Origin of the sequence: Lysinibacillus sp. 1 U-2021 (assembly GCF_029916965.1) — a bacterium.
Taxonomy (GTDB): domain Bacteria; phylum Bacillota; class Bacilli; order Bacillales_A; family Planococcaceae; genus Lysinibacillus; species Lysinibacillus capsici.
The window spans coordinates 3,833,234-3,848,349 of sequence record NZ_CP123966.1 but is presented as its reverse complement, the minus strand read 5'-3'; the positions used below and the strand labels follow the sequence as shown (position 1 = coordinate 3,848,349).

The 15,116-nt window shown below is 39.4% G+C and carries 20 protein-coding genes and 2 pseudogenes; 20 read left to right on the top strand and 2 right to left on the bottom strand.

What is annotated here, in order from left to right; all coding sequences use genetic code 11:
* Positions 1–15: 15 nt before the first annotated feature.
* The 15 genes and pseudogenes from QH639_RS20305 to QH639_RS20235 all read left to right on the top strand — a co-directional run.
* Positions 16–336 (top strand): annotated as a pseudogene (locus QH639_RS20305) (NAD(P)-binding domain-containing protein); the annotation flags it as partial.
* Complete coding sequence (locus QH639_RS20300; RefSeq protein ID WP_281115159.1) at positions 308–3,676, top strand: hypothetical protein; 3,369 nt, start codon at positions 308–310, stop codon at positions 3,674–3,676. The pseudogene QH639_RS20305 and the gene QH639_RS20300, both read left to right, overlap by 29 nt.
* Positions 3,677–3,687: 11 nt before the next feature.
* The gene (locus tag QH639_RS20295; protein WP_281115158.1) at positions 3,688–4,578 is read left to right on the top strand and encodes a phage tail family protein; all 891 of its coding nucleotides are present in this window, start codon (positions 3,688–3,690) and stop codon (positions 4,576–4,578) included.
* Between the two features lie 2 nt (positions 4,579–4,580).
* Complete coding sequence (locus tag QH639_RS20290; RefSeq protein ID WP_281115157.1) at positions 4,581–5,693, top strand: siphovirus ReqiPepy6 Gp37-like family protein; 1,113 nt, start codon at positions 4,581–4,583, stop codon at positions 5,691–5,693.
* The gene (locus tag QH639_RS20285) at positions 5,693–6,706 is read left to right on the top strand and encodes a phage tail protein (protein WP_281115156.1); all 1,014 of its coding nucleotides are present in this window, start codon (positions 5,693–5,695) and stop codon (positions 6,704–6,706) included. Before QH639_RS20290 ends, QH639_RS20285 begins: the two co-directional genes overlap by 1 nt.
* Complete coding sequence (locus QH639_RS20280; RefSeq protein WP_281115155.1) at positions 6,707–7,012, top strand: hypothetical protein; 306 nt, start codon at positions 6,707–6,709, stop codon at positions 7,010–7,012. It begins immediately after the preceding gene.
* A gap of 2 nt (positions 7,013–7,014) precedes the next feature.
* Entirely contained in the window at positions 7,015–7,605 is a 591-nt protein-coding gene (locus QH639_RS20275) for a hypothetical protein (RefSeq protein ID WP_281115154.1), read from the top strand.
* A complete protein-coding gene (locus QH639_RS20270) occupies positions 7,598–7,819 on the top strand; it encodes a hypothetical protein (protein WP_281115153.1) in 222 nt (73 codons plus the stop codon). Before QH639_RS20275 ends, QH639_RS20270 begins: the two co-directional genes overlap by 8 nt.
* A 13-nt stretch (positions 7,820–7,832) precedes the next feature.
* Entirely contained in the window at positions 7,833–7,988 is a 156-nt protein-coding gene (locus QH639_RS20265; RefSeq protein WP_281115152.1) for a hypothetical protein, read from the top strand.
* 264 nt (positions 7,989–8,252) lie between these two features.
* Entirely contained in the window at positions 8,253–8,450 is a 198-nt protein-coding gene (locus QH639_RS20260) for a hemolysin XhlA family protein (RefSeq protein ID WP_281115151.1), read from the top strand.
* Between the two features lies 1 nt (position 8,451).
* Complete coding sequence (locus QH639_RS20255) at positions 8,452–8,712, top strand: phage holin (RefSeq protein WP_281115150.1); 261 nt, start codon at positions 8,452–8,454, stop codon at positions 8,710–8,712.
* Positions 8,709–9,377: a M15 family metallopeptidase gene (locus tag QH639_RS20250; protein WP_281115149.1), complete on the top strand. Its 669-nt coding sequence runs from the start codon at positions 8,709–8,711 to the stop codon at positions 9,375–9,377. The genes QH639_RS20255 and QH639_RS20250 overlap by 4 nt, the downstream gene beginning before the upstream one ends.
* Before the next feature lie 138 nt (positions 9,378–9,515).
* Positions 9,516–9,806 (top strand): hypothetical protein, encoded by a 291-nt coding sequence (locus QH639_RS20245; RefSeq protein WP_259419004.1) that lies wholly within the window; start codon positions 9,516–9,518, stop codon positions 9,804–9,806.
* A complete protein-coding gene (locus QH639_RS20240; protein WP_281115148.1) occupies positions 9,787–10,008 on the top strand; it encodes a WYL domain-containing protein in 222 nt (73 codons plus the stop codon). The genes QH639_RS20245 and QH639_RS20240 overlap by 20 nt, the downstream gene beginning before the upstream one ends.
* Positions 10,005–11,063, top strand: a pseudogene (locus QH639_RS20235) (Y-family DNA polymerase); the annotation flags it as partial. The gene QH639_RS20240 and the pseudogene QH639_RS20235, both read left to right, overlap by 4 nt.
* Here QH639_RS20235 and QH639_RS26400 read toward each other — a convergent pair.
* Together QH639_RS26400 and QH639_RS20225 are read right to left on the bottom strand one after the other, a co-directional pair.
* A complete protein-coding gene (locus QH639_RS26400) occupies positions 10,949–11,248 on the bottom strand; it encodes a DUF1391 family protein (protein ID WP_348638183.1) in 300 nt (99 codons plus the stop codon). The pseudogene QH639_RS20235 and the gene QH639_RS26400 overlap by 115 nt on opposite strands.
* Before the next feature lie 190 nt (positions 11,249–11,438).
* The gene (locus QH639_RS20225) at positions 11,439–12,089 is read right to left on the bottom strand and encodes a LexA family protein (protein WP_001349597.1); all 651 of its coding nucleotides are present in this window, start codon (positions 12,087–12,089) and stop codon (positions 11,439–11,441) included.
* A gap of 92 nt (positions 12,090–12,181) precedes the next feature.
* Between QH639_RS20225 and QH639_RS20220 the strand changes: the two genes are divergently transcribed.
* The 5 genes from QH639_RS20220 to QH639_RS20200 are packed head-to-tail and all read left to right on the top strand — an operon-like array spanning position 12,182 to position 15,093.
* The gene (locus QH639_RS20220; RefSeq protein WP_001261751.1) at positions 12,182–12,409 is read left to right on the top strand and encodes a Cro/CI family transcriptional regulator; all 228 of its coding nucleotides are present in this window, start codon (positions 12,182–12,184) and stop codon (positions 12,407–12,409) included.
* Positions 12,406–12,831: a toxin YdaT family protein gene (locus QH639_RS20215; RefSeq protein WP_281115147.1), complete on the top strand. Its 426-nt coding sequence runs from the start codon at positions 12,406–12,408 to the stop codon at positions 12,829–12,831. Before QH639_RS20220 ends, QH639_RS20215 begins: the two co-directional genes overlap by 4 nt.
* Positions 12,832–12,854: 23 nt before the next feature.
* Positions 12,855–13,817: a helix-turn-helix domain-containing protein gene (locus tag QH639_RS20210; protein WP_137579178.1), complete on the top strand. Its 963-nt coding sequence runs from the start codon at positions 12,855–12,857 to the stop codon at positions 13,815–13,817.
* 45 nt (positions 13,818–13,862) lie between these two features.
* Entirely contained in the window at positions 13,863–14,657 is a 795-nt protein-coding gene (locus QH639_RS20205; protein ID WP_047649207.1) for a DUF1627 domain-containing protein, read from the top strand.
* A 16-nt stretch (positions 14,658–14,673) separates the two neighbouring features.
* On the top strand, positions 14,674–15,093 hold the full coding sequence (locus tag QH639_RS20200) for a DUF977 family protein (protein WP_021534151.1): 420 nt from the start codon (positions 14,674–14,676) through the stop codon (positions 15,091–15,093).
* Positions 15,094–15,116: the final 23 nt, after the last annotated feature.

Below are 15,116 nucleotides of genomic sequence, written 5' to 3'. Positions count from 1 at the left end.
TGACAGGAGTAAACAATGTCAAAGCAACAGATCGGCGTAGTCGGTATGGCAGTGATGGGACGCAACCTCGCGCTCAACATCGAAAGCCGTGGTTATACCGTCTCTATTTTCAACCGTTCCCGTGAAAAGACGGAAGAAGTGATTGCCGAAAATCCAGGCAAGAAACTGGTTCCTTACTATACGGTGAAAGAGTTCGTTGAATCTCTGGAAACGCCTCGTCGCATCCTGTTAATGGTGAAAGCAGGTGCAGGCACGGATGCTGCTATTGATTCCCTCAAGCCATACCTCGATAAAGGTGACATCATCATTGATGGTGGTAACACCTTCTTCCAGGACAATTATCAATAACTACAATCAAATGATGAAAGAAAATGCTGTTAGAACGTTCTCAGAAAGCGAGTTAGAACAAAAAGTCATACTTGAACGTATGAAAGAAAATGCATCTAAAGTATCCGCAGAACAAGCAGCAGAAGTAGTGAAAAATGCCGTTAAACAAAAAGAAGAAGTCATTAAAGAAGCTAATGATACCTATGACCAAAAATACAAACTTATTATAAAAATGAGAGATGAAACAGGGGATATATCTGCTGAAGAAGCAGATAAAATGATAGCTGAAGCAAAAAAATCCCGCGATCAAACAATAAAATTAGCAGAAGAACGCCATGAAAAGATTATCTCTGAAGCCCAAAAACAAGCGGACGAACATGTCGGAAAAGTAAACTGGGAAACTGGAGAAATCGTTTCTAAGTGGGATATGATGAAATCTGCTGTTGGAAGAAAAGCCCGAGAGATAGTTGACGATACAAAAAACAAATGGGAAGAAGCTAAGAAAGTTACTGCTGAAAAATGGGAAGCTATTAAATCTTGGCCAGGTAAAAAGATTGATGAAATGAAATCTGCTGTCTCTACAAAGATGGGTGAAGTTAAGACGACAATCCAAACAAAGTGGAATGAAGCAGAATCCTTTTTAAAAAATGTCAACTTACTTCAGGTTGGTAAGGACATTATTAACGGTCTAGTCAAAGGTATTGGCAGCATGGCTGAATCTGTATGGAAAAAAGTCGAAGGTATTGCTGATGGTATCACTTCAACTGCTAAGAAAATTTTAGGCATAAAATCACCATCAAGAGTATTTCGTCAGATCGGATTATGGACTGGTGAAGGGATGGCAATAGGTCTAGATGAATCTAGTCCACGTGTTAACAAAGCTATGTCAAATATTGGTGATGGCATCTTAGCAGTATCTAAAAATTATCAAAAAGAATATACAAATTTGATCGATGAATTTAATCGAAAAAATGAGGATAAAAACGATAAGACACTAGAAAAAATCTACAAGATTCAAAATAAAGCTGCTAAGAAGAAGCGTGATTTAACTCAAAAAGAATTGCAAGACATAGCTTTACTTCAGGCATCTTATAGAGATAACAAGCTTAAAGCTGATCAAGATTTTAACAAGAAATACAAAGCTCTTGTTGAAAAGTCTGAGAAGGAATATTTAGAAGTAATCAAAAGCTACATTGCTGATAAAAAATCTTTGGAAGAGCTGACATTAATCGATGAAGCCAAGGTCTGGGAACAGTCGATGGAACTGTTTGCTGAAGGTACAGCAGAACGTATTAAAGCTCAACAGGAGTACAAAAAAGCTGTAGAAGCTGTGAACAAAGAAATCACAGCTATTAATAATGATTATTCCAACCAGATTTTAAAAATTAACGAGGACTTAGCTAAACAAGAAGAAACATTAACAAAAGCTTATACGGATGCAGTAGATAAACGAGCACAGTCCCTAGTATCGTTTAAAAGCTTATTTGATGAATTTAAAGTTGAAATTGACGTTACTGGTGGCGAGCTATTAGCAAACTTAAAATCACAAGTTGACGGTTTCATATTATGGCAAAAAGAAATCGAAAAATTATCTGAACGAGCTATTGATCAGGGGCTACTTGCCGAATTACGAGAGATGGGACCGAAGGCTCTTGGAGAGTTAAAAGCGCTAAATGGCTTAACAGATGACCAATTAAAACAATACAGTGAATTGTATAAAGAAAAATCTGCATTGGCACGTAAGCAGGCTGAGACAGAGCTGATCGGTATGAAGAATGATACTGATAAGCAAATTACAAATTTACGTAGAGCAGCTTCAGCGCAATTAGATACTCTCAATACTGAATGGCAACAAAAAATTAAAGCTTTAACTCAAACTACATCTTCAGAACTTTCGAGTTTAGAACAGATTGGTAAAGATGCAGGACAAGGCTTGCTTAATGGCCTCGGGAGTATGCAAGGACCACTTGAGAAAAAAGCTCGTGAAATTGCCGATTCTATCACAAAAACAATGAAGTCTGCTTTAGACATCCACTCGCCATCTAGGGTTATGAAACAGATTGGTATTTGGACTGTGGAAGGCCTAGCGTTAGGTATTGAAGATTCTTCAAATATGGTACTAAGTGCATCACAAAATATAGTCAAAAAAGTAGCACAAACATTTGAAGAACTGCCTGATTTAATAGATGGATACGAAAAAAGATATTTCAAAGATTCGCAATCGATAATGGATAAATTTCTTGAAATTTATACAACAAAAGATGCTTATGGTGTTGAGGCATTAAAATTCCTAAAAACTGCTTTAGAAATGGAACATTTAAGCTATTACGATAGGTTAGCGATCTTAAAAGAATATGAGAATCAAAAAGAGCTAGCTTCATACAGACTTGTTCAAATGGAGAAAGATTACAGTAAAAAAGTAATCGAAATTGAAGAAGAGAGAACAAGAAAACAATCTGAATTATTAGCTCAATATGAAACAGAAGTTACAAAAAGAACGGAAGAAATTTATAAGCAATTCGGACTGTTGGATAAAGTTGAGCTAAAATCCATTACTGGTGATGAAATGCTCACCTCTCTCGATTCGCAAATCATCGCTATGGAAACATACACTACAAGCATTGAAAAATTAGTGGCCAGAGGTATAGGCGGTAAGTTGCTTGAAGAAATCAGTGCATTAGGACCGAAAGCTGCAGGACAAGTTGCTTCTTTTGCGGACATGACAGAAGAAGAATTAAATAAATATGTTGAACTATGGACTCGTAAAAATGAATTAGCTAAAGAAACAGCAATATCTCAATTAACATCGATGAAAGAAGACATCGATAAACAAATGATCGAAATCAATGAAGATGCTGAAAAACAGTTAGCAAAATATAAAGACGAATATGAATTTATGTTTAAAGAGCTGAATGGTGTTGCATCAAGTGAAATGGATGTTTTGCAAAACAACTTAAACACTGATGGACGTAATGCCATGCAAGGACTTATCGATGGTATGGAGTCAATGAAAAATAATGTAATAGCAACAGCACAATCCATCGCAAGCGCTGTGTCGTCCACAATTCAGTCTGCTCTTGACATCCACAGTCCATCACGATTGATGCGTGGATTTGGGGTCAATATCGGACAAGGGCTAGTGTTAGGTATGGATGATATGTTAAGTAAAGTAACAGAAGCATCTAAACGCCTTGCCTCCTCTGTGGAGGACAATACATCATATACTCAAGGAACTCAAAGTAATATTGATAACTCTAAACACTTTAAACCATCTGTGGTCATCCACACTAATGACAGTGGGGCTCGCGAGATGGAACGTACATTACGTCGTATGCAATTTGGATTTTAGGAGGTGACGACTTGATAATTAAAGACATGACGATTACAAATAATCGTGGCGACTCGTTAGTTTTCGGTCGTCACTTTTTTATTCGTGAAGATTTTGCAATAAGTGGATTGGGTGCGAAAGTAAATATGGCAGAGACCACATCTGACGGAGCACATTATCAATCTACAACATTGGAAACTCGTGATATTGAAGTACCCTTTTATATTCAAAAAACAAATCAAGACCCTTGGTGGATTGAGGAAAAAAGACAAGAAGTATATCGAGTATGTAATCCGAAATTCAATCCTATGCGAATTGATTTTTCTACAAATTCAGGAGATCAGTTTTACGTTAATGCGAATTTAACTACTGCACCTTTATTTGGACAAGGCAGAGAAAATGACAATCGTAGATGGGTAACAGGATTACTTCAATTTATTTCAAGTGACCCTTTTATTTATGAGGCTGCATCTAGAAAAGTTGATATAGCTCTTTGGGAATCCAATTTAGAGTTTCCGTTAGAAGTTGTAGAAGAAGGGATTGAAATTGGCTATCGTAACCCTTCCTTAATCGTTAATGTTTTAAATGAGGGTAGTGAATCTACTGGCATGTCAATACGCTTCTTAGCACTTTCTGAAGTGGTAAATCCGAAGCTACTTAATGTAAATACGTATGAAGCTTTTAATCTTAATTACACAATGCTTCCTGGTGATGTAATAGAAGTTTCAACTTACAAAGGGAAACGATCCATCATTTTGATTCGAAATAATGAGCAGTCTAATATCTTTAATGCTCTGGATTTTAATACTTCTAAGTTTCTTCAATTGGAGCCTGGTGACAATTTGTTAAGATATGATGCAAGCAGTGGATTAGATTTTTTGGAAGTGTCTGTTGAGTTTACGCCAAAAAGGATTGGGGTGTAAAAATGATTGAATTGTATGTATTTGATTTAGAATTTAATTTATTAGGCGAAATTAGTGAATACAAGGAGCTGCAAATCGAGCGTAATTACGACAAAGTAAGCCAGTTGATTTTACGTATATCAAGTTCGCCAGAAGCAATTGAATTGTTGAAACATGACAACATTTTAACTACACAAGATGATGCTAAATATGGCTATATAATTGAACACTTTGATTATACAGATGAAGCAGAAACTGAAATTGAAATCCATGCTTATTCACTTAATTTCATGTTGTCCTGGAGAGTTATAGAAAGGCAACAAAAATTCAGCGGCAATGTGGAGGACCTAATAAAATATTTTGTCAAAAACAATGCTATTAATCCTAGTAATCCAAATAAAGTAATTCCTAACCTTAGACTGGGTACTAATAGTGGCGTAAGCATTAATGACGAATCAACTAAAACAGGTGGCGAATTACTAGAACATTGCTTTGAAGTATGCAATAAGCATGAAATGAGTATGGATATTTTACTGAACCATCAAGACAAGAAGTTTGATTTTGTTACGTGGCAAGGAGTAGATCGAAGCACTCAACAAATGATTAATCCACATGTCATTTTCAGCAAAGAGTTCGATAATATCATTAATCAAAAATATGTACACAACAGGGTTGATTATAAGACAACGGCCATTGTAGCTGGTGAAGGCGAAGGAACTGCTCGAAAGTATAAGGTAACAAACGATCAATTTAGTGGATTTAATCGTAGAGAGGTATTTGTTGATGCACGTGATTTGCAAAGTACGTACACAAACGATAATGGTGATGAAATAACCATGTCTACAGCAGAATACAATGCTGCTCTAATTAAACGTGGGGATGAAAAACTTTCTGAATATGAAATTATAGAAACATTTGAAAGCGAAGTTGATATGAATAGTCAGTTTGTGTATGGAATTGATTATTATCTTGGAGATCGAGTAAGCATTAGAAACGATGATATTCAAAGAGTTATGCATCCACGTGTGATTTCGTCTACATTCATTAGCAAGAAAGAAGGAATAATGTTTAGCATTAATTTTGGCAGTAATATTCCCACGTTATTTGAAAAGATAAAAAAGAAGGTGAATAAGTAATGACAATCTATAGTGGGATTTTTAACAGTGTTAACGGTGACCGAAAATATAACGCATGGTGGTTTGCCAAATATTTCGCAACTTTTATTGGGAATGGAGTATTTCCAAACCCAAGTACAAATCTACAAGTTGTATCAAATGAAAATATGAAAGTAGTCGTTAAACCAGGAAGTGGCTGGATTGACGGCTATTTTATTTTTAGTGATGGTGACCATGTGTTGTCATTAGATGTCGCAGACGGTGTTTTAAAACGCATTGATCGTATTGTAATGCGACTTGATCATTTAACCAGAAAAATTGAATTAGTTGTTAAAAAAGGAACTTTTGCAAGTAATCCAGTTGCTCCTTCATTACAACGTAATACAGACGCTTATGAACTAGCACTTGCTGATGTACTAATAAATAACGGTGCAACACAAGTTACACAAGCAAACATCACAGACCAACGGTTAAATACAGCTCTATGTGGCATTGTACATGGTACAGTCAATCAAGTTGATACAACAACATTATTTAATCAATATCAATCATGGATTAATCAGCAAAAAGCTCTATATACCCAAGAATTAGAACTGTGGACGGCAGACCAGCGTCAATCATTTGAACAATGGATGGCAACTCAACATGGTGATTTAGAGGCGTGGAAAGAGTTAGAGGAACAAGAATTTGCAGATTGGATGTTATTACAGCAAACATCATTTACAAATTGGATGCAGCAAGAACAAACAGATTTCGAAGCTTGGGTTGCGACATTACAAGATTTATTGGATGAAAATATTGCAGCTACATTGACGGCAAAAGTTGCAACTTTAGAGCAAAATTTCAGTACTCATGAAAGCACGGCGGCTTCAACTTCTAAGGCTGGTCATGTACAACTAAACAATACGGTAACGAGTACAAGTACAGCACAAGCAGCCACAGCAAATGCTGTAAAAACAGTCAACGATAAAGCCGTTAGTGCAGAAAACAAAACGAAAGATTTAGAAATAATGTACTGGATGGGAGTGAATTAAATGCCTACAGTAGCAAAACGTTTATACAAAGGTACGGCAGGGACAACATCAACAACTGCTTATACAGCACCAGCAGGCACAACTACGATTGTTAAAAATATTGTCTTAACCAACAAAACAACATCTAGTGCAACTATTACTGTAATAATTGCAGGGACAGAGGTCATTTATCAATATAATGTAACAGCAAAAGACACAATCACAATTGACTTATCAACAGTGATGAATGCTACAGAAACGATTACACTCATAGCTGGTGCGGCAAGTGCGGTCAATGTTTATATATCTGGTGTGGAGGTGAGTTAAGGATGGGTATTAATCATTTATTAAAACAGATTAGTGAAGGAGTAAAAAAGGAAATACCTATTTTTGATAATATAGCGATAGATGATACCGAATATTACAACTTTCCACGTAACGGTTGGACAACTGTTAAGACTATAAATGGTAAGGGGAAAATAAAGTCTTTCAGCTCTCATTGCACTGCTAGTAATTCTTCATGTGCTACTTTTAGAATCTTAGTGGATGGCGTACCTGTGGGGTTTATGTCACCTGTATCACCAACACAAAATGGTATTACGAACGGACTAAGAGTAAGCGAAAGTTTATTGGATAACGCTATATATGGATCCTATACTTCTTCTGTAGGTCAAAGAACGTATATTCTTATGTTTCCTGGTACCCCTGTTGAGGTGAACTTTTATGCTGGTACTAAGTCCACTCCGAAAGGTATTGGCGAATATACGTTTGAATCAATTGGAGACGTTAGTACTAAGTATCTTTTAGTAAGTGGATTCTTGGAGTTCTCAGAAAAAATAGAATTTCAGTTATGTAGAATAGGACCAGGTTCAGGAGGAGATGCTGTATTTACCTACGAAGGAGTGATGTACGTTGATTAAGGTAATTAATGAATACGTGGAAGACGGGTATTTGATTAAAGAATTTTCTGTTGATGGTGTAAATGTTTTGTATACTGATAAAACACTAATAGTTGCAAATATTGAACCTTCACCGCCAGTGGAGGAGGAGAAGGAATTAACTGTTGAAGAAATGCAAGCAAAAATATTATTGAACACTGAATTATTATTAATACAAAAAGAGTTAGGACTATAAGGAGGAAATAAATATGATCTATAAAGCAGCTAAACTTGTTATTAATTCAAAGAATTATAATTACGAATCACTGGAATCGGATCTGAGCTTATTCTTAATGATGACGAAAATTACACAAGAACAATATGTAGAGTTAATCGGACTAATGGATGCTCAACAAACAACGTAAACGCAGCATAAGCTAGCGTTATTTTTTATGTCAAAAATGAGGTGAAGAAATGCAACTTGTATATGAGCATCCAATTTTAACGCTACTCTTTATTAGTGCAATCGGTTTTTGGTTAACAGTAGCTTTAAGTCAATTGAAATTAGCTGAAAAATAATAATTAAAATGTTGCCTTCCACAGATTATTGTGGAGGGCTATTTTTATACAACAAGACCTAAGCAATGCACTGTACCGAGCAGTGCTATTTTTATTTGTGAGGTGTTGACATGGAGCAACGAATGGGAAGATTAGAAAATGACATGACCGATGTGAAAACACGGCTTGCTGTTGCTGAATCAAATATTAAGGAAATTCGCGAAGATATAGGTGGAATTAAAGACAACACAACTTGGATATTAAGATTGCTTATTGGCGGTCTTGTAAGTGCGTTATTGGCTTTTATTATTAAAGGGGGACTGATGTAATATGAAAATCAACTGGAAAGTACGTATATATCATAAACAATTTTGGGTGTCATTAATCGCATTACTACTAGTGCTTGCTAATCAAATAGCAGGCATTTTTAATGTCGATATTACGATTTACAATGCTCAAATCACAGCCATTTCAGAGACTGTATTAAGCATTTTAGGATTGCTTGGTATTATTATCGACCCAACTACTGTTGGCACTTCTGACAGCAAGCAGGCGCTTAAATATGACAAGCCAAAGGATGATGCAAAATGACAAGTCTAACTACTACATGTAGAGACATTTCAGAACTATTGCCAGCTGCACAAACTGCCTGTCGTTTGTTATTCCAAGAGTGTTTTAAAGCAGGGATTAAGAACATCTTTATCACTGAAACATATCGCTCACAGGAACGACAGAAGTACCTTTATGCACAGGGTAGAACTCGACCAGGGCAGATTGTTACTTGGACATTAGATAGCAATCACAAGTCACGATTAGCATGGGATATTGCTGTTGGTCCTCCACAGACTTTATATGATGTGGCAACACTAAGTAGAGTAGGTGCTATTGCACGGAAGCTTGGTATTACATGGGGTGGAGATTGGACAGCGAATATTGATCGTCCACACTTTGAAGTTAAACCAACTTGGATTATGCCAAAGGGATACAAAATTGAAGGACAGGTAATTGTTCCAACCAATAGCAAATACCAAGTGCAATTAATTGTGGAAGGTAATACAACGAAACCAATTGCAAAGGATGATGATAAAATGCAATTTACAAATGAAACACTTAAAGCAGCAGTACGTGACTACCTAAAGCAAGCAGTAGACAAAAAGCTTATTGATAAATCACATCTTGAAAAATTTGATGCTGGCACTCTAACAAACGGAGATTTAAAAGGTTTAGAAATTATCATTGCACAACGTAGCATTTAACAACAATGGCCCGTTACCTTAATTGGTAATGGGCTTTTTTTATTTCCAAAAATTTTATCTTGTCAAAACACAAACGTCTGTTCTAATATGTATACAAACAGATGTTCTTGTATAGATTAAGAAATGGGGAGTTTCATTGTGCCAATAATAACTAACAATAATACGCAGCTAATATTTGGAGTAGGAGATATTTTGATTCAAACTGGATATAAAAGATTTAAAAGCCCAGGGATTGTTCAATTCCTAGAGGTTGATCCATTACCTATAGGCACATCTTTAAAAATTGGCACAAATGAAAAAGTAAAAATGGATGAAGCTCCTGTTACTTTTATTTTCAATCAAGTGGAAAGCTTAGATGTCGTTATTAACCAGCTACTAAAATTACGTGAGATTATGGGAGGAAATCGAGATGCGAGATCAATTAGTTAAAGCAATGCAACGTAATCAAATTATGAATATGATGTATATGGCTAAATCTGGTGAAGTAACAAAAAGACGTATCAAGATTATTAAAATTGTTGGTCATACGTTCCAAGCTTACTGTTTTACCAAACAAGCAAAACGTACTTTCTTAATTGGAAGTATACTCGCAGTTACTCCTGTTATTCGAAAAGAGCGTGATGTTGTATGAACTATGAGAATATGCCGAATCGACCAATCATTTGTATAGACATGAAAAGCTTCTATGCCAGCTGCATCGCCATGCTTGAAGGGTTGGATATACTGAAGGATCCAATAGCGGTTGTCGGTAATTTTAATCAGCCAGGCAGTGTGGTGTTGGCTGCCTCACCAGTCATGAAAGAACGATTCAAAATTAAAACAGGGAATCGTCGTTATGAAATTCCTAAACATCCTGATATAAAATTGTTTGAACCTAAAATGGCTTTCTTTATTCAGATGTCCATGTCAATTACAAAGTTGATTTCCAACTATGTTCCTCCAGAAGCTATCCATGTTTATAGTGTGGACGAAAGCTTTGTTGATTTAACAGGTACCGAAAAGTTATGGGGCTCAGCAGAAGATACAGCCAAAGAAATTCAGCGAGCGATACTTGATCAATTTAATATACAAAGCGCTATTGGTATGGGTCCGAACATGCTTATTGCAAAATTAGCATTGGACATTTCGGCAAAGAAAACGGGCTTTGCTAGATGGACGTATGAAGACATTCCTGAAAAACTTTGGCCTGTACGCCCCTTGTCAGAGATGTGGGGCATAGGTAAGCAGATGGAAGCTAACCTAAATAAGATGGGTATTCAAACGGTCGGTGGATTAGCAAATGCTGATTTAGATGAATTAGAAAAGCAGTTTGGTGTTATGGGCAATCAATTGTATCACCATGCATGGGGAATAGATTTATCAAAATTGGGTGAACCTTTAGTTAAAAATCCTTCTTTAAGTTTTGGTAAAGGTCAAATGTTGATGAGGGACTATCACACTCGAAAAGAAATATCAGTAGTACTTTTAGAGATGTGCGAAGATGTAATGAAACGTGCAAGGGATGCAGGTTTTGTTGGCCGCACCATCAGTCTTGGCCTATCATACAGCCGTAATGCTATGACTAAAGGATTTCATCGTTCAAGGACTATCTTGCATCCAACCAATGAAACGCTTGTGATGTACAAAACGTGTCTTGAGTTGTTGGATGAACACTTTGCTGGAGAACCAGCGCGCCAGTTATCGGTTTTAAACGTTTTGCTTTTGGTATATGTCATCGCGGTGAACGTACCGTCCTGGTTGGGGAACACGCCACATACCAGAGATTCGCTGTTGCCAAGATCGATAGTATCCATGCTGACCTCATTTCCCCTTAACGCCGGGGTGGCGGAACAAAAACCTGCTGCATAGTTAAAGTTGAACCCTGCCGTCATGTTCTTACGCCTCGGGCTGGCTACTTAACCCCTGACCACTGCCTGGTAACTCGAAGTATTGCCCTGCGTTCTGTGGGGCGGGGTGGTATACTATAAAACTAAATCTATTTAGTTTTATAGTCAAGCGCGATCTAGATATATTTAAAAAAGGTCGACAAAGCCGACCTCTGATTGAAAAACAAAGTGGAAGCTATAGGCTGAACTGCACACCTTTTGCTACAGCAACAATTTTACATTCAGGTGTCAGTAAGGACGATTGATAGCGAGGATTGAGGGGGCTTAAATACACGAGTTTTCCGTCGATGACTAATTTTTTTATAGTCATAGATGGTTCGTTTGTAAGCGGATCTGGGACTATTACAGCGACGATACTACCATTTTTATATTTTTCCCTAGGCCTCATGATCACTGTGGCACCAACCGGAATGCTTGGCGACCCTGATGGGTTGTGCATAGTGTCATCAGGCATTGAAACGGCAAAATCCCCCTCCTTGACGTCAAAGAATGTGGTGATTCTGTCGGCATTTCCCATAGTTTTCTCTCCTTCTAAAATTAGGAAAGAAATTGCTTCCCCCCATGAAAGATAGGGGATTTGGGTGCCTGAATTGTTCTGCACAAGGGTAGGTTCAGTAGACGATACTCCATATAGGAGATAGGACTCAGTAGTTCCTAGTGCTTGGGCTAATTTACTAAGAGCTTTGCTACCGGGTTCGTTTAGGTCTTTCTCCCAGTACCCTATAGTTACCCCTGTTACGCCAGAAAGCTTGCCCAGTTCGACTTGGGTCAGTCCCTTGTCTTTTCTGAGTCTCTTAAGCCTAATGCCAAGGCTTTCCATCATCATCTCCCGTGAATTGAATATAAATTATTTTAGATTGCATTGACCTAAAAAAAATTATCCTTTAATCTAAAAATACTTAGTTTTAGGAGGGTGAAATGCGAGTTGATGAACTTGTCCAGTTTTTTGGCTCTGTTCAGAGAGTTGCCGATTTTTATGGGATAACCCGTGAAGCTATATACATGTGGCGCAAACGTCCTGGTGAAATAGTTCCCAAGGGGAGGGCCGCGGAAGCTGCCGCATACTCCAAGGGAAAATTATCTTTGAACCCAGAACTTTACAAAAAGAAGGATAACACCTTGAACGAAGGAAAGAATGATTCATGAAAATCAAGCATGAACACATCCGCATGGCTATGAATGCCTGGGCGCATCCGGATGGTGAAAAAGTTCCGGCGGCCAAGATAACCAGGGCTTATTTCGAACTGGGAATGACGTCCCCGGAACTGTACGACGACAGCCATCCAGAAGCCCTGGCTCGTAATACCCAGAAAATTTTCCGCTGGGTGGAGAAAGACACCACTGATGCGGTTGAAAAAATTCAGGCGTTGTTACCAGCGATCGAAAAAGCAATGCCACCTCTGCTGGTGGCCCGGATGCGCAGCCACAGTTCAGTCTATTTTCGGGAGTTGGTGGAGACGCGGGAACGACTGGTGAGAGACGCTGATGATTTTGTCGCAGTGGCAATCGCCGGTTTCAATCAGATGAATCGTGGTGGCCCGGCAGGAAATGCTGTGGTGATGCACTAATAGCACGGTGTTCGGGGTTTTTTATGAGCAGCAAGCTTCATGGTCTTGTCTGGGAAGGGTGCGCCTTCACCGGCATGATCTTATCCAGGGTGGCAGTAATGGCTCGCCTTGCAGACTACAGCAATGACGAAGGTGTGTCATGGCCTGCAGTGGAGACCATTCGTCGTCAGATTGGGGCAAAGAGTGAATCAACGGTTAAAGCGGCGATAGCGGAACTGGAAAAGAACGGCTGGCTGACGAAGGAGGAGCGTAAGGTCGGTGGGCGTAATGAAAGCAATATCTACCGCCTTAATGTGGAAAAACTCGAAGCAGCAGCTGAGGCGGCGCGTGAGGCATATAAACCGAAAAGAAAAATTAGCCCGGCAAAAAATGACCCGTTAACAGTTGACCAGTCAAATATTGCCCCCCCAACGATTGACCCGTCAAATTTTGATGGATCAACCGTTGGTAAAAAACAGCCGGTTAGGGGGGCGATGGTTGGCCCCGATCCGTCAGTATTAAAACCTGATCCGTCAGATAAAAGATCTTTTCGTCCGGAAGCTTCGCAACCGGACCCGCAGACGGCTGAACAGGACTTTTTAACCCGACATCCTGATGCGATTGTGTTTAGTGCAAAAAAACGTCAGTGGGGAAATCAGGAGGATTTGGCATGCGCACAGTGGATCTGGGGGCGAATCGTGAGTCTTTACGAACAGGCCGCCAGCGATGATGGCGAGATCACCCGACCGAAAGAACCCAACTGGACAGCATGGGCCAATGACGTGCGCATAATGCGGATGCTGGATGGCAGAACTCACAGACAAATCTGCGAAATGTTTGGTCGGGTACAGCGGGATCCATTCTGGGTAAAAAACATCATGAGTCCGTCAAAACTTCGCGATAAATGGGATGAGCTGGTTATCCGTCTGGGGCGTTCGCCTGTACAGCGTTGTGTGAATCACATTTCTGAACCGGACACCGAAATTCCACCAGGGTTCAGGGGATAAGTTTTGTTTGAGATTGGTAAATAATTTTTAACGGGAGAAATTTTGATGGAAACGTTGATTGATACGTTAAAAGCGATGCAAAAGGTGACGTGCACCGAGCTTGCTGCCAGTTTGGGCATTGAACCTGCAGAGGCGATTAAAATGCTGAGGGAGTACGAAGAGCTGGGAGAAGTTGTGTCGGTTAATGGTTACTGGTCTGCTTCAGAACGACAAACTGGCGTGAAAGAAAAAAAAGTAACGGTGTGTAAAGTGGAAAGAAAATCCCGTCCGGTGGTCAGCAGAAAAGAGCGTGAGCCACTGAATCGCTGCGACATCCTGTCCACACTTGCTCATGGTGGGGCAATGACCACCGCTGAGATTGCAATTGCTGTGGGGCGTGCTGATTGCGTCAGGTCGCTGGTTTCTGCGATGGAAAAGCTTTGCCGCGATGGCATGGTGATTAAGCTGGGACAGGGGAAGGGGTGTAAGTGGATGCGGGTAAAAGAAACCGGGGAAAATTTACCAGCAGAGCCGAAAGTTGTATCGGTAGAGAAAACACCTGGTAAAGCCTTTTCTCAGCCAGCCGGTGTTGCGTTACCAGTACAGGAAGCGGCAACACAGGAAGAAATTAAAACAGATACTGTGGGGGACATTGTGCAGTCGTTGCCATCGTTCACTGAAACGCGAGCCAATGGCCTGATTTTACCATCGCTGCATATGGCAAACCGCGAACTGCGCCGGGCGAAAAGTCATGTCCAGAGGTGGGAGCGAGTCTGCGCCGCGCTGCGGGAGCTGAACAAGCACCAGGATATTGTCCGACAGATTGTCGATTCCTCCAGTCGTATTGTGTCGGAAAAGTGATTCCTGGGGAGGGCTTATGGCAAAAGTATTTACACAGGAAGAGCGGGAAAAAATTAAAGGGCAGATCGTTGATCTCGTACGCCAGAGTGGGCGCGAGACGTTACGACAACTGGAAGCTAAAACGGGGGCGACAAGATATCAGATAAGTGTTCTTGCCAGGGAGTTGGTTGCGAATGGTGACGTATACAACTCTGGCTACGGGTTATTCCCGTCTGAGCAGGCACGTAAAGACTGGCAAAACGCCCGCAAAAAACTATCGAGGGCAAAGGTGAAGAAACCAGTTGTGGTTGATCCAGACCTTATTTGGTCATTACCAGACGGAGAAATACGTCGTTACGACAGGCGTCATAATATAATTTGTAGTGAGTGCCGTAAAAGCGAAGTTATGAAGCGCATATTGTCGTTTTATCAGGGAGATGTTCGGTATTTATTGTAGTGATGATATTTAAGAGCATTAAT

Coding starts and splice junctions, on each gene's coding strand:
- QH639_RS20290 (WP_281115157.1), top strand. CDS start 4,581: ATGATTGAATTGTATGTATTTGATTTAGAATTTAATTTATTAGGCGAA.
- QH639_RS20285 (WP_281115156.1), top strand. CDS start 5,693: ATGACAATCTATAGTGGGATTTTTAACAGTGTTAACGGTGACCGAAAA.
- QH639_RS20280 (WP_281115155.1), top strand. CDS start 6,707: ATGCCTACAGTAGCAAAACGTTTATACAAAGGTACGGCAGGGACAACA.
- QH639_RS20275 (WP_281115154.1), top strand. CDS start 7,015: ATGGGTATTAATCATTTATTAAAACAGATTAGTGAAGGAGTAAAAAAG.
- QH639_RS20265 (WP_281115152.1), top strand. CDS start 7,833: ATGATCTATAAAGCAGCTAAACTTGTTATTAATTCAAAGAATTATAAT.
- QH639_RS20260 (WP_281115151.1), top strand. CDS start 8,253: ATGGAGCAACGAATGGGAAGATTAGAAAATGACATGACCGATGTGAAA.
- QH639_RS20255 (WP_281115150.1), top strand. CDS start 8,452: ATGAAAATCAACTGGAAAGTACGTATATATCATAAACAATTTTGGGTG.
- QH639_RS20250 (WP_281115149.1), top strand. CDS start 8,709: ATGACAAGTCTAACTACTACATGTAGAGACATTTCAGAACTATTGCCA.
- QH639_RS20240 (WP_281115148.1), top strand. CDS start 9,787: ATGCGAGATCAATTAGTTAAAGCAATGCAACGTAATCAAATTATGAAT.
- QH639_RS26400 (WP_348638183.1), bottom strand. CDS start 11,248: ATGACGGCAGGGTTCAACTTTAACTATGCAGCAGGTTTTTGTTCCGCC.
- QH639_RS20225 (WP_001349597.1), bottom strand. CDS start 12,089: ATGATGATGGAAAGCCTTGGCATTAGGCTTAAGAGACTCAGAAAAGAC.
- QH639_RS20220 (WP_001261751.1), top strand. CDS start 12,182: ATGCGAGTTGATGAACTTGTCCAGTTTTTTGGCTCTGTTCAGAGAGTT.
- QH639_RS20215 (WP_281115147.1), top strand. CDS start 12,406: ATGAAAATCAAGCATGAACACATCCGCATGGCTATGAATGCCTGGGCG.
- QH639_RS20210 (WP_137579178.1), top strand. CDS start 12,855: ATGAGCAGCAAGCTTCATGGTCTTGTCTGGGAAGGGTGCGCCTTCACC.
- QH639_RS20205 (WP_047649207.1), top strand. CDS start 13,863: ATGGAAACGTTGATTGATACGTTAAAAGCGATGCAAAAGGTGACGTGC.
- QH639_RS20200 (WP_021534151.1), top strand. CDS start 14,674: ATGGCAAAAGTATTTACACAGGAAGAGCGGGAAAAAATTAAAGGGCAG.